Genomic DNA, 12,865 nt, shown 5'->3' with positions numbered 1-12,865 from the left:
AGAGAAGAGAGACAAGGGGGAGAGAACATGGAGGATATATACATCGGGACGCCGAACGCAAAGCAGGACGAATTTCTGCGGTGCAAAAAGAAGTACGTCGCTTTCGGCGGGGCACGGGGCGGCGGGAAAAGCTGGGCGGTGCGGTGCAAGGCCAAGCTGCTGGCGCAGCGGTATCCGGGGATACGGATGCTGCTGGTGCGGCGGACCATGCCGGAGATCGAGGCAAACCATTTGGAGACGCTGCGGCTGGAGCTGGCGGGTACGGCCGTATACCGGGCGGAGGAGAGACGGTTCGTGTTCGGGAACGGGAGCGTATTGCAGTTCGGATACTGCGCCTGCGACCGGGACGCGGATCGCTATCAGGGCGCGGAGTACGACGTGATCTTTTTCGACGAGGCCACGCAGCTGAAGGAGCAGTGGATGCGGAAGCTGGCGGCGTGCGTGCGCGGCGTGAACGGATTTCCCAAGCGCATTTACTACACGTGCAACCCGGGCGGGCCGGGGCATGGGTATATCAAGCGGCTGTTTATCGACCGGCGGTATGAGCCGGGGGAGAACGGGGGCGAGTACGCGTTCATACCGGCGCGGGTGACGGACAACGGGGCGCTGCTGGCGCGGCAGCCGGAGTATATACGGCAGCTGGAGGCGCTGCCGCCGAAGCTGCGGGCGGCGTGGCTGGAGGGGCGGTGGGACGTGCTGGCGGGACAGGTGTTCCAGGAGTTCACGGACGACCCGGCGCACTACGCGGACCGGCGGTGGACGCACGTGATCCAGCCCTTTGACATCCCGCGGGAGTGGAACGTGTACAGAAGCTACGACTTCGGTTACGCCAAGCCCTTTTCCTGCGGCTGGTGGGCGGTGGACTTCGACGGGTGCGTGTACCGGATATTGGAGCTGTACGGCTGCACGGGAACGCCGGACGAGGGCGTGCTGTGGACACCGGAGCGGCAGTTTGCGGAGATACGGCGGATGGAGGACGAGCACCCATATCTGCGGGGACGGACCATACGGGGGGTGGCGGACCCGGCCATCTGGGACGCCAGCCGGGGCGAGAGCATCTATGAGACGGCGCTGAAGCACCGGCTGTTCTTTGAGAAGGGGGACAACCGGCGGATACCGGGGTGGATGCAGCTGCACTACCGGATGAGCTTTGACGGGGAGGGGTACCCCATGCTGTATGTGTTCGAAAACTGCCGGGCGTTCATACGGACGGTACCGGGGCTGTCGTACAGCACCACGGCGCCGGAGGATGTGGACACGGGACAGGAGGACCACGCGGCGGACGAGAGCCGGTATTTCTGCATGATGCGGCCCATCGCGCCCCGGGAGAGGACGGAGATACGGCGGGAGCCGTGAGAAACCGGGGGAGGGGCTGCGCCCCTCCCCCGGTCCAAATTCCGCAGACGACGAAAATGTGTAAAATTTCCATAAAAAGGCTGGACAAATTATGCAGCTGTGCTATAATCTGATTATCCGCAGGAGTACTCCTGCTTTGGCGTTTTAAGCTTGTTAAAACGAAGCACCCTGCGGAAATCTAAAAAACCCGGGGTAAGGAAAATGAAAAAGATATTGGCAACCATTTTGGCGCTGGTCATGGCGCTGGGACTCACCGCTACCGTCTGGGCAGGCGGCGAAGCAACGGTGAATAGCAAAGAGGAATTGGAACAGGCTTTGAATGACAGCAGCGTGACCACCATCAAGCTGGGCGCTAACATCACTGCCAGCATTACTATCGCTGCGGGCAAGGATGTCACGCTGAATCTGAATGGCCACACGCTGACCAATACGGATGGCCAGCATACCATCACCAATAACGGTACTCTGACCATCACCGGCACCGGCACTGTGGACAATGTGACCCATCAGCGCGCTGCTATCGTGAACAACGGTACGGCGACACTGAACGGTGGTACATATACCCGCAGTAAGGAAGATCCTGAAAACAATAAGGGTAGTGCAGGAGAAAACAGCTTTTATACCATTTTGAGCGATAATGGCGCTACGATGACCATCAATGAAGGCGTTAGAGTGACAAATGTGGGCCACTTTTCCAGCATGATCCGCAATGGGGGAACGAGTGCATCTACCCTGATCATCAATGGCGGCACATTCAGCGGCGGCTTAAATGCAATCAAGAACGATGAAGCGGGTGTGCTGACCATCAACGGCGGTGATTTCTCTAATACATCCCAGTTCGTTGTTATGAACTGGCATAAGACAACCATCAACGGCGGCTCTTTTAAGGCGCTGTCCTCTGCGGATGCGGTGCTGTTCACGGCAAAATATGCAGAGAACGTAGCCGTAGGCGAGCTGACAATCAAAAACGGTACGTTTGAACGCGCGGCGGATAGGCAGAAAATGCTTGAGGTCACTTATAAGGGAGAGAATGGCGATGTGCTGTACACAGGAACTGCTGGTATTTCCGGCGGCGTTTTCGCTGATGACGTCAGCGCCTATGCTACCGAGGGCACGGCAGTAGCCTCTCTCAAGGGCGTCTACTACGTCGGCGCTGCGAACATCGAGAGCGCGGTAAACAGCATGAACGGCGGCGATACGCTGACCGTGGTCAAGGGCGAAGTGACCATCAATGGCACTAAGTACAGCAAGGAAAGCAATGTGACCTACACCAAGCCCACCTCCTATTACTACTATTCCCCCAGCACCACCACCCCCGATACCACCACCAAGGGTTCTCCCAAGACCTTTGACGCGGGTGTGGGTATCTACGCGGTGACGGCAGTGCTGTCCGTGACCGGCATGGCGTGGACCGCTAAAAAGCGTCACTAAGAGCAAATAAAAAAGAAAGCCCGTAAGGGCTTTCTTTTTTTTGCGCTTTTTTTGGTGGGAAGGCTGGGACAAAAAATTTGGGGGCGTTGCACGTTTGCGGGCAACTTTCGGGCTGGACGGGGGCAGGGACAGAACATGAAAGGGAGGTGCTCGGATGGAGCAGGAGACAAGGACCGCGCGGGACGCCGGTGCTCCGGTGAAGATCGGGGCGGAGGCGGTACGGGCCGCGGCGGAGGTGCTGCGGCGCTATCGCGCGGGCAAGCAAAATCTGGACAGGCGCATCATCGACAACGAGCAGTTCTGGAAGCTGCGGCACTGGGAGCAGATGGAGAAGGCGGGCGAGGGCGGCAATCCGGAGGACGTGCGGCCGGCCAGCGGCTGGCTGGTGAACTGCATCCTCAGCAAGCACGCGGACGCCATGGACTGCTATCCGGAGCCGACGGTGCTGCCCCGGGAGCCGGGAGACCGGCAGGAGGCAGAGACGCTGAGCCGTATCCTGCCGGTGCTGCTGAAAAACGACCGGTTCAGGCGGACGTATTCCAAGGCATGGTGGGACAAGCTGAAGTCCGGGTGCGCCGTGTACGGCGTGTTCTGGGACAACGAAAAGCTGCACGGGCTGGGAGACGTGAGCATCCGCAGCATGGACGTGCTGAACCTGTTTTGGGAGCCGGGGGTCACGGACATACAGGAGTCGGAGCACTTTTTCTGCACGGAGCTGGTGCCCAACAACCATCTGGTGCGGAGATGGCCGGAGCTGGAGGGGAAGCTGGGGCGCGGCGGCGCGCAGGTGAGCCGGTATCTGTTCGACGACAAGGTGGACACGTCGGAGCAGTCGCTGGTGGTGGACTGGTACTACCACACGGAGCGTGAGGGGCGGCAGGTGCTGCAGTACTGCAAGTTCGTGGGGGAGAATGTGCTGTATGCCACGGAGAACGACCCGGAGATGGCGGCGCGGGGCTGGTACGACCACGGGAAGTACCCGTTCGTGTTCGATACGCTGTTTCCCGAGGAGGGGACGCCCTGCGGGTATGGGTATGTGGATCTGTGCAAGTCGGCGCAGAAGCAGATCGACCTGATGAACCAGGCTATTCTGAAAAACACGCTGGCGGCGGCGACGCCGCGGTTTTTCATCCGGGCGGACGGCGCGGTGAACGAGAACGAGTATGCCGACTGGACGAGGCCCTTCGTGCACACCAACGGGAACCTGGGTGCGGACTCCATCGCACCGATCCGGGTGCCGGCGCTGGACAGCGTGTATGTGGCGGTGCTGCAGAACAAGATCGCGGAGATGAAGGAGACGGCGGGCAACCGGGACGTGATGAGCGGCGGCACCGCCGGCGGCGTGACGGCGGCCACGGCTATTGCGGCTTTGCAGGAGGCGGGCGGCAAGCTGTCGCGGAACATGATCGACGACGGGTATGAGGCGTTTTCACAGGTGGTGACGCTGTGCATTGAGCTGATCCGGCAGTTTTACGACGTGCCGCGGCAGTTCCGGCTGCTGGGCCGGGACGGCGGGGCGTTCGTCGCCTACGGCAACGGGGGCCTGCGGCCCAGGGCGCTGCTGACCGGGGGCTATCGCGTGCCGGAGTTCGATCTGGAGGTGATGGCACAGGACGAGACGCCGTACCAGACCATGGAGTACAACCAGCTGGCCCTGCAGCTGTTCCAGATGGGGTTCTTCCGCAGCGATATGGCGGAGCAGGCGCTGCGGTGCCTGGAGCTGATGCAGTTCCGCAGCAAGGACACGCTGGCGGAGGTCATCCGGCAGGGACAGAAGGAGACGGACCAGAAGGCGTGGCTGACGGAGGCGCTGCGGCGGGCGGTGACGCTGCTGGACAAGAGCCAGGGGACCCATCTGGCGGAGGCGCTGGAGCGAGAGCTGGAGAAGCGGGAGAGCAGCGGCGGAAAAGCGGCGGTGCGCCGGAGCAGCGACGCGGTGACACGGCAGCGGCAGGCCACGCGGCAGGCGGTACGGCCCAGATGATACGGGCCAGCTGCGGCGGCGCGCACCTTACGGTGCGGGGCCACGCCGGGTACGGCGAGTACGGGAAGGACATCGTATGCGCGGCGGCGTCCGCGCTGGTGTACGCGCTGGCGGGGAGATTGCGGGAGACAGGGCGGCTGGAACGGTTCCAAAGCGCGCCGGGATACGCGGAGATCGCGGGGACAGGGGACTGTGCCCGGGAGTTCGCGTTGGTGCGGTGCGGGCTGGCGCTGCTGGCGCAGCAATACCCTGACAGGGTGGAGATCGGGTCGTGACCTACCACGGGGAGGAGAGTTCGGATGGACGAGCGGGAAAAGACGGCGCAGGAGACTGCGGAGGAGACGGGCGGAATGGCTCCCGACGCCGGGGAGCAGCAGGTACCTGACGGGGAACAGGGGGTACCCGGCGGGGAAGAGGACTTCGAGACGCTGATACGCGGCCGATACAAGGGGGAATTCGACGCACGGGTGCGGCGGATACTGGACGGACGGCTGCGGGGACTGCGGCAGGAGAACGAGAGGCTGCGGGAGATGGCGGCCGCGGCGGAGACGGCGCGGCAGCGGGAGCAGGAGGCGCAGCTGCAGGCCGCGATGGAATTCGCGGTGATCCGGGCGCGGCAGCAGATGGCCCAGGCCATCGCCAGCGGCGGCAGCCGCGTGGCGGAGAACGGCGGACGGCGCAGAAGCGTCAGCCGCTGGGACCCGAGGGGGCTCAGCGGTGCGGAGCTGGCGGCGATACGGAAGAGAGTACAGGATGGAGAGAAGATCAGATTTTAGAAAGGGAGAGAAAACATGGAGATGAATTTGCAGATGTTTGCGGAGAACACCCAGACCACGGCGGGCCTGAGCGCGGAGATGAAGACCTACTACGGCATGGAGCTGCTGGAGAACGCCAAGCCGCAGCTGGTGCACAACCAGTTCGCGGCCACGAAGGGCCTGCCTGCCGGCGGCGGCAAGACCGTGGAGTGGCGTAAGTTCGGCGCCTTTGACAAGGCGCTGAAGCCCCTGACCGAGGGCGTGACGCCCGACGGCAGCGGTATCTCCGTCAGCTACATCACCAAGGAGCTGGCGCAGTACGGCGACTACACCACCGTGTCGGATATGCTGGATCTGACGGCCATCGACGACGTGGTGCTGGAGATCACCGACCGCCACGGCAGCAACATGGGCCTGACGCTGGACACGGTGACCCGAAACGAGATCCAGCAGGGCAAGCAGGTGATCTACGCGCCCAAGATCGGCAGCGACGGCACCAAGACCGACGTGACCAGCCGCATGACGCTGGACAAGGACTGCCGCATGACCAGCGAGCTGGTGGCCAAGGCGGCGACCCAGCTGAAGAAGATGAACGCGCCCACCTTTGACGGCAAGTATGTGTGCATCATCCACCCCAGCGTGGCCTTTGACCTGCGCCAGGACGAGGCGTGGATCGCCGCCCACCAGTATGCCGGGGCTACGGAGCTTTTCTCCGGCGAGATCGGTGAGCTGCACGGCGTGCGCTTCGTGGAGACCACGGAGGCGAAGATCTATCGCGGCGAGGATCTGGCCGCCGACAGCCGCACGCTGAAGGTGAACGGCAACGTTATGGCCAGCACCGACGTGACCTTCAACGGCGGCACCGTGGCCGCCGGCGCGCTGGCGGGCCGCTATGTGGTGCTGGGCGGCACCCGCTGCCGGGTGGTGAGCAACACCGACGCGAAGCTGGTGCTGGACAAGACCGTCACCGTGGGCGACAAGGAGGTCATCTACCCCGGTGAGGGCGGCAAGCAGGGCTGCGCCGTGTACGGCTGCCTGTTCCTGGGCAAGGGCGCCTATGGCGTGGTGGACCTGAGCGAGGGCACGGAGGTCATCGTGAAGCCCCGCGGCAGCTCCGGCACCGCCGACCCGCTGGACCAGCGCTCCAGCGTGGGCTGGAAGGGCGTACACGCCGCGGCTATCCTGTACGACGAGTACATGGTGCGCGTGGAGTGCGGCAGCAGCTATTCGGACGAAGATAAGGCGAACTGAGGGAGCGTGAAGCAGGGGCGGACGGGTCGTCCGCCCCTGCGGGAAATGCCGCCGTCAGCGCGGCCACGCCGCGCTGACGGGACGCCGAGGCCACCGCCCCCTGGGGAACGCGGGCGGACGGCGGGGCGAGGTCTTACATGAGGAAAGGAGAAGGGCGAGATGAAGGAGAAAATGACAACGGTGCTGCTGCCCAGAGGCAGAAAGCAGGAGGAGAATTTTGTCATCGTGTCTGTCAACGGACGCAGCTGGAAGATCATGCGCGGCGTGGAGGTGCGTGTGCCGGTGTGCGTGGCGGAGGTGCTGGAAAACGCCGCCATGATGGCGGAGGCGGCCCGGCGCTATGTGGACGAGAGAGCTTCCTGAGGTGGCGGCCATGGCAAGGACGACGGCAAAGCAGGTGCTGGACCGGGTGGACGCGCTGCTGCCCAATGGGTATGCGCGCGCGGAGAAGCTGCGGTGGCTGGCCCAGGCGGAGGGCTTTGTGCGGCGGGAGCTGTGCCGGGAGACGGGGGAACTGCCGGTGCTGACCGAGGAGACGGAGCTGACGGCGGAGCCGCCCTTTGACGAGCTGTACCGGCACTATGTGGAGGCGCAGGTGCACTATGCCAACGGGGAGACGGCGCGGTACAACAGCGCGGCGGGTCTGTGGAACAACGCGTTTCTGACCTATCGGGACTACCGGGCCAGGACGGCGGTGCCGGAGGGCGGCGCGTCGGCGCTGCGGCTGTGCTGAAAGGGGGCGGCGGAGATGTATTTTCCCAAGCTGAAGGCGGCGGCGCAGCAGCGGGCAGGCGTAGAGCAGTTCGGGGGACTGGACCGCCGTCCGGGCAGCGGCGCGGGGAGCCTGGAGCAGATGGAGAACCTGTGGAGCAGCGGGTATCCGGCGCTGGAGACGCGGCCACTGCGGCGGACGGTGACGCAGCTGGAAAAGCCCAACGGCATGGCGGAGAAGGACGGATTGTTCTGGGTGGACGGCACGGCGCTGTATGTGAACGGCGCGAAAACGGGGTTGGTGCTGACGGACAGCCGGAAGCAGCTGGTGAGCATGGGGGCGTATCTGCTGATCTTTCCGGACAAGAAGTACATCAATACCCAGGACCTGACGGATTTCGGGAGCATGGAGAATGTGCGGACCACCACGGGAGAGGTGACGTTCACCCTGTGCGACGGGACGGGGGAGAGCCTGGGCAGCTACGCGGCGGGCACGGAGGCGCCCCAGGAGCCCCGGACGGGGGATCTGTGGCTGGACACGGAGCGATCGGAGAGCGTGATGCGGCGGTATGACGGCAGCACATGGACGGCGCTGACGGAGGTGTACACAAAGATCACCGCCGTGGGCGTGGGACTGGGCTTCCGCGCCGGGGACGGCGTGACGGTGGCAGGCTGCGGCGCGGCGGAGCTGAACGGCCTGCACGTATTGCAGGCGGCGGAGGACGACTGGGTGCTGGTGCCGGCGCTGTGCCGGACACTGGACAGTCAGACGGCGGCGGTGACGGTGATGCGGCTGATGCCGGAGATGGACTTTGTGGTGGAGCAGGGCAACCGGCTGTGGGGGTGCAAGTACGGCATCGTGGACGGTCAGGCGGTGAACGAGATATACGCCTGCGCGCTGGGAGATTTCCGCAACTGGAACAGCTTTGCGGGGCTGAGCACCGACAGCTACGCCGCCGCCAGAGGCTCGGACGGACCCTTTACCGGGGCGGCGGCCTGCATGGGCGGCGTGGTGTTCTTCAAGGAGAGCTGCATGGAGCGCATCTATCCGGCGGCGGGCGGCGGGCACCAGATCGTGACGGTGCCGTGCAGCGGCGTGCGGAAGGGTGCGGAGAGGACCGTGGCCGTGGCGGACGGTGTGGTGTACTATCTGGGGAACGACGGGGTGTACGCCTTTGACGGAAGTATGCCGGTGTGCGTATCCCGGGCGCTGGGCGACAAGCGGTATACCGGCGGCGTGGCCGGCGGGGAAAGCGGCCGGTACTGGCTGTCCGCCGTGGACGCGGCGGGAGAGACGGAGCTGCTGGTGTACGACACGCAGAAGCGGCTGTGGCACCGACAGGACAATACGGCGGCGGTGGCCTTTGCCCGGTGGAACGGGGAGATGACAGTACTGTGCAGCGACGGACGGCTGCTGGATACAAGCGGTACATTGGGAACGGCGGAGACGGGGTTCTCCTGGAGCGCCGAAAGCGGCGACCTGGGACTGTACACGCCGGAGCACAAGTATCTCTCGCGGCTGGAGCTGCGGCTGAAGGCGGCGGCCGGGAGCACGGTGAAGGCGTACGTCTGCTATGACGGGGACAACGTCTGGGAACAGGTGGGCGGTGTATCCGGCGAGGCGGGGCAGACCCGCGGCGCGGTGCTGCAGGTGCGGCCCCGGCGGTGCGGACACCTGCGGCTGAAGCTGGCCGGGGACGGACCGTGCCGGGTGTACAGCGCGGCAGCGGTGTATGAGAAGGGAAGTGACGGGCCATGAGCGTGCTTGCCCTGCCGATGGCACCGGCGGGATCGGTGCAGGAGCAGGTGACGCAGCAGTATGCGTATCTGGTGCAGATGGCCCAGCAGCTCAACCTGGCGCTGGGACAGCTGGAGGCGCTGGGCGGCGGGGTAGGGGAGGCCTCCGCCCGGCGGCAGGCCAACGGGCGCTTGGGCCCGGCGGCATCGGAGACGGCGGACGGGCAGTATGAGACGCTGCGGAGCATGATCCTGAAGACGGCGGACCAGGTACAGAAGACCACGGCGGCATTGACGGCGAAGCTGGAGGAGGAGTATGTGGCGAGCTCGGACTTCGGCAGCTATGTGGCGAAGCTCAGCGCCCAGCTGGAGGCGGCACCGGAGGCGGTGACGCAGTATTACAGCTTTTTCTCTGACCTGCAGGCCAACGTGGAGAAGGTGGACGCGGCCTTTGCACACTATAAGCTGGACACGGAGGGGTATATCCGCACGGGTATCGTGTACTACGACGGGGCCGCGCCGGTGTACGGCGTGGCTGTGGGACAGGACCTGACGTGCAGAGAGGTGGACGGCGAAAAGGTGGTGGAGCAGAACAACTTTCGCGCGGTGTTCACCGCCACGCGGCTGTCCTTCTGGCAGGATGCCACGGAGGTGGCCTATGTGTCCAACAACCGGCTGTACATCACGAACATTACGGTGCTGGGCGGTATCGATGTAGGACAGTGGAGCATGGAGGCGGCGGAGGGCGGACTGGCCTTCCGGTGGATCGGAGGGTGAGTGTGTGAGCTATACGGCGTTGGACAGCATCCAGTGGGGCGGCGTGCCGAAGATCGGCGTCAGCTTCGGCTATGACAGCCGACGCAGCGGCAGCGTGATGCAGTACAGGATCTATGTGACGGTGGCGCCGCTGACAGGGGCATCGTATTTTGGGTACCCTATCTATCTGTCGGTGACGGTGGACGGCGGAAGTGTGTGCAGCGGGCATACGCTGAAGGCGGCATCGCCCAGCCGGTGGAGCAGCGCGATCGAGTACGACAGCGGCTGGGTAACAGCGGCGGGGGCGGTGGGCACCGCGCCGCTGGGGATACGGCTGTACAGCGGCTCCGGGTCTGCCAGAGACGACAGTTACGGCTATGCGCTGCCGGTGGAGCGCGTGGAGGACATTGGAGATTTCTCGCTGACGGCGGGAGATGCGGTGATCGGACAGACAGGGACGCTGACACTGACGCGGCCCGGGTATGGGTACAGCTTTACGTTCAGCTACGCACTGGGGTCGGCCTCCGGAACGCTGAGCGGCGGCGCGCTGCGGACGGTGAGCAGCAGCGCGGGGCGCGTGGTGTATCAGTGGACGGTGCCGGAGTCGCTGGCCGGGGAGCTGCCGGAGACGACGCACGGCACCGGGACGGTGACGGTGAAGGTGTACAGCGGCGGTACGCCGGTGGGGAGTCTGAGCGCGGCGTTCACGGCGTATGTGCCGGAGACCATGCGGCCCACGGCGGCGCTGACCACGGAGGTGGTAAACGACGGTACGGCAGCGGAGAGCTGGGGGCTGTGTGTGCAGGGCATCAGCCGGATACGGTACGCGGCGACGGCGGCGGCACAGGGCGGCGCGTCCGTGCGGTCGGTGCAGTTCCGCTTTGCGGGGCAGGAGCTGACCGGCACGACCGGGACGACGGCGGTCATCGGTATCAGCGGGACGCTGCGGCCCACGGTCACGGTGACGGACAGCCGGGGACGGTCAGTGACCGTGACAGGCGAGGCGGTGACGGTGGCGGCGTACTATCCGCCGGCCATCACGGCGTCCATGGCGGCGCGGTGCGCCGCGGACGGCACAGAGAAGGACGACGGGGCGTATCTGAAGGTAAAGTGCGCGGCACAGTGCGCCGATGTGCAGGGGCACAATACGGTGGTCCTGCGGGCGCGCTTCCGGCCCGTGGGCGGCGCATGGAACGGCTATGTGACATTGCTGCCGGGGGCAGAGCAGCTGCTGGGCGGCGGGCTGGACGGCGGGACCTCCTATGAGGTGGAGCTGAGCGCGGAGGACACGGTGGGCAACGTGCGGGTGGTGCGGTATACGGCGGCCACCAGCCGGGTGACGCTGCATCTGCGCGCCGGCGGAATGGGCGCGGCCTTCGGCAAATATGCGGAGCAGGAGGCGCTGGAGTGCGTGTGGCCGGCGGTGTTTTATGGGGATGTGGCGGTATCCGGCGCACTGACGGTGAACGGACAGACAGTGGAGGCGATGCTGTTCCCGGTGGGCAGCGTGCGCCTGACAGACAGCCCTGCGGCGCCGGAGACACCGGCAGGCGCAGCGTGGGAGAGCGTGGAGACAGGCATCGCCGGCGTGTATGGCTGGCGGCGCACGACATGACGAGGAGGAGAGAGGCATGGCATCGACGTATACGATGGTGGCATACGGTTCACAGGGCAGCGCGGTGCGGCAGCTGCAGAATGAATTGAACAAGCGGGGGTATAGTCTGGACCAGGATGGTATCTTCGGCAAGAAGACGAGAGCCGCGGTACGGGACTATCAGAAGAAGAACGGACTGACGATGGTGGACGGCATTGCCGGCGACGAGACGTGGGGGAGCCTGCTGTCCGCGCCTACGGCGGCGGAGCAGGCGGCGCAGGCTGCTGCGGCAGCAGAGGCGGCGGCACCCAGGGCGGAGGTCACGGCGGGCACGGCGCGGCGTCTGCAGGAGCTGGAGAGGGGCTATACGCCATCGGACGAGGTGACGGCGGCGCAGGCCTACCGGGACAGCGTGGCGGCGTTGGAGCCGGAGGCGTACCGGTCCCGGTTCGAGGAGCGTTTGCAGGCGCTGTATGACCAGATCGCGGGGCGGGAGGCCTTTGACTACGATCCGGAGGAGGACGAGTCGTACCAGCGGTATGCCAGACTGTATGCCGCCCGCGGCGCGGCGGCCATGGAGGACACGCTGGGCAAGGCGGCGGCCCTGACTGGCGGGTATGCCTCCAGCTACGCCCAGAGCGCGGGGCAGCAGGCGTACAACGGCTATTTGCAGGAACTGGCAGCGATGGTGCCGGAGCTGCGGCAGGCGGCGCTGGCGGAGTATCAGCAGGAGGGCAAGGCTTTGCAGAACCAGTACAGTATGCTGGACGCGCAGGAAAAGGCGGACTATGACCGCTGGCAGGAGGCGCGTGGCGACTGGCAGAAGCAGCTGGAGGCGGCTCAGGCGGCGTATGAGGACGCGGGCAGCCGGGATCAGAGACTGTATCAGGCGCTGCTGGCACATTTTTCCGACAAAGCGGAGCAGGAGAGGAAACTTTCCGCCTCCGGCGTCCGTCTTACAGATAGTGGAGATACCGGCAGCAGGAGCGAGAGCCTGAGCTCTACGGCGGCGGAGAGCCTGCAGCGGGCCGTGGGGAACTATCTGAAGCGGGGCAACGGCGATCTGGCCCAGGCGCTGGCGGCGCAGTATACGGCCCGCATGACACCGGCGCAGCGGCAGCGGCTTGAGAAGCTGCTGGGGCAGTACGGCATGACGCTGGCATAAGGGGCGGATAGAGGAAAAGTGCTTGCAATCAGGGACGCTGTATGGTATCATATCAAAGTATATTGCGACGCGGCGGACACGCCGCAGCGGCTCGAGAGGAAGAGAGGAGCCGCGGGAAGGAGCAG

The 12,865-nt window shown here is 65.1% G+C and carries 12 protein-coding genes; all 12 read left to right on the top strand.

Annotation, left to right across the window (positions count from 1 at the left end; genetic code table 11):
- The first annotated feature begins 27 nt into the window (after positions 1–27).
- Entirely contained in the window at positions 28–1,356 is a 1,329-nt protein-coding gene (locus ACOMDU_RS04965; RefSeq protein ID WP_421129352.1) for a terminase large subunit domain-containing protein, read from the top strand.
- A 201-nt stretch (positions 1,357–1,557) separates the two neighbouring features.
- Positions 1,558–2,787, top strand: a complete 1,230-nt coding sequence (locus tag ACOMDU_RS04960) for a hypothetical protein (protein ID WP_421129351.1) — start codon at positions 1,558–1,560, stop codon at positions 2,785–2,787.
- 154 nt (positions 2,788–2,941) lie between these two features.
- Positions 2,942–4,771 carry a portal protein gene (locus ACOMDU_RS04955; protein ID WP_421129350.1) on the top strand — a complete coding sequence of 610 codons (1,830 nt, stop codon included), beginning with the start codon at positions 2,942–2,944 and terminating at the stop codon, positions 4,769–4,771.
- Positions 4,768–5,046, top strand: a complete 279-nt coding sequence (locus ACOMDU_RS04950; RefSeq protein WP_421129349.1) for a ribosomal-processing cysteine protease Prp — start codon at positions 4,768–4,770, stop codon at positions 5,044–5,046. The genes ACOMDU_RS04955 and ACOMDU_RS04950 overlap by 4 nt, the downstream gene beginning before the upstream one ends.
- A 24-nt stretch (positions 5,047–5,070) precedes the next feature.
- On the top strand, positions 5,071–5,547 hold the full coding sequence (locus tag ACOMDU_RS04945; RefSeq protein ID WP_421129347.1) for a hypothetical protein: 477 nt from the start codon (positions 5,071–5,073) through the stop codon (positions 5,545–5,547).
- Positions 5,548–5,562: 15 nt separating this feature from the next.
- On the top strand, positions 5,563–6,777 hold the full coding sequence (locus tag ACOMDU_RS04940; RefSeq protein WP_421129345.1) for a N4-gp56 family major capsid protein: 1,215 nt from the start codon (positions 5,563–5,565) through the stop codon (positions 6,775–6,777).
- A gap of 159 nt (positions 6,778–6,936) precedes the next feature.
- Positions 6,937–7,140 carry a hypothetical protein gene (locus ACOMDU_RS04935; RefSeq protein WP_022136120.1) on the top strand — a complete coding sequence of 68 codons (204 nt, stop codon included), beginning with the start codon at positions 6,937–6,939 and terminating at the stop codon, positions 7,138–7,140.
- A 10-nt stretch (positions 7,141–7,150) separates the two neighbouring features.
- Positions 7,151–7,510 carry a hypothetical protein gene (locus tag ACOMDU_RS04930; protein WP_421129343.1) on the top strand — a complete coding sequence of 120 codons (360 nt, stop codon included), beginning with the start codon at positions 7,151–7,153 and terminating at the stop codon, positions 7,508–7,510.
- 15 nt (positions 7,511–7,525) lie between these two features.
- Positions 7,526–9,247 carry a hypothetical protein gene (locus tag ACOMDU_RS04925; RefSeq protein WP_421129341.1) on the top strand — a complete coding sequence of 574 codons (1,722 nt, stop codon included), beginning with the start codon at positions 7,526–7,528 and terminating at the stop codon, positions 9,245–9,247.
- Positions 9,244–10,002 (top strand): hypothetical protein, encoded by a 759-nt coding sequence (locus tag ACOMDU_RS04920; RefSeq protein WP_421129339.1) that lies wholly within the window; start codon positions 9,244–9,246, stop codon positions 10,000–10,002. Before ACOMDU_RS04925 ends, ACOMDU_RS04920 begins: the two co-directional genes overlap by 4 nt.
- Before the next feature lie 4 nt (positions 10,003–10,006).
- Positions 10,007–11,596: a DUF859 family phage minor structural protein gene (locus ACOMDU_RS04915; protein WP_421129337.1), complete on the top strand. Its 1,590-nt coding sequence runs from the start codon at positions 10,007–10,009 to the stop codon at positions 11,594–11,596.
- Positions 11,597–11,612: 16 nt separating this feature from the next.
- Positions 11,613–12,740, top strand: a complete 1,128-nt coding sequence (locus ACOMDU_RS04910) for a peptidoglycan-binding domain-containing protein (RefSeq protein WP_421129336.1) — start codon at positions 11,613–11,615, stop codon at positions 12,738–12,740.
- The last annotated feature ends 125 nt before the right edge of the window (positions 12,741–12,865 follow it).

Origin of the sequence: Vescimonas sanitatis, from assembly GCF_049060325.1 — a bacterium.
Taxonomy (GTDB): domain Bacteria; phylum Bacillota; class Clostridia; order Oscillospirales; family Oscillospiraceae; genus Vescimonas; species Vescimonas sanitatis.
The sequence above is the reverse complement of the archived record's forward strand: the minus strand, read 5'-3'. Positions and strand labels throughout refer to the sequence as shown.

Bases quoted from the DNA above. Each gene is read 5' to 3' on its own strand.
- ACOMDU_RS04965 (WP_421129352.1), top strand. From the start codon at position 28: ATGGAGGATATATACATCGGGACGCCGAACGCAAAGCAGGACGAATTT.
- ACOMDU_RS04960 (WP_421129351.1), top strand. From the start codon at position 1,558: ATGAAAAAGATATTGGCAACCATTTTGGCGCTGGTCATGGCGCTGGGA.
- ACOMDU_RS04955 (WP_421129350.1), top strand. From the start codon at position 2,942: ATGGAGCAGGAGACAAGGACCGCGCGGGACGCCGGTGCTCCGGTGAAG.
- ACOMDU_RS04950 (WP_421129349.1), top strand. From the start codon at position 4,768: ATGATACGGGCCAGCTGCGGCGGCGCGCACCTTACGGTGCGGGGCCAC.
- ACOMDU_RS04945 (WP_421129347.1), top strand. From the start codon at position 5,071: ATGGACGAGCGGGAAAAGACGGCGCAGGAGACTGCGGAGGAGACGGGC.
- ACOMDU_RS04940 (WP_421129345.1), top strand. From the start codon at position 5,563: ATGGAGATGAATTTGCAGATGTTTGCGGAGAACACCCAGACCACGGCG.
- ACOMDU_RS04935 (WP_022136120.1), top strand. From the start codon at position 6,937: ATGAAGGAGAAAATGACAACGGTGCTGCTGCCCAGAGGCAGAAAGCAG.
- ACOMDU_RS04930 (WP_421129343.1), top strand. From the start codon at position 7,151: ATGGCAAGGACGACGGCAAAGCAGGTGCTGGACCGGGTGGACGCGCTG.
- ACOMDU_RS04925 (WP_421129341.1), top strand. From the start codon at position 7,526: ATGTATTTTCCCAAGCTGAAGGCGGCGGCGCAGCAGCGGGCAGGCGTA.
- ACOMDU_RS04920 (WP_421129339.1), top strand. From the start codon at position 9,244: ATGAGCGTGCTTGCCCTGCCGATGGCACCGGCGGGATCGGTGCAGGAG.
- ACOMDU_RS04910 (WP_421129336.1), top strand. From the start codon at position 11,613: ATGGCATCGACGTATACGATGGTGGCATACGGTTCACAGGGCAGCGCG.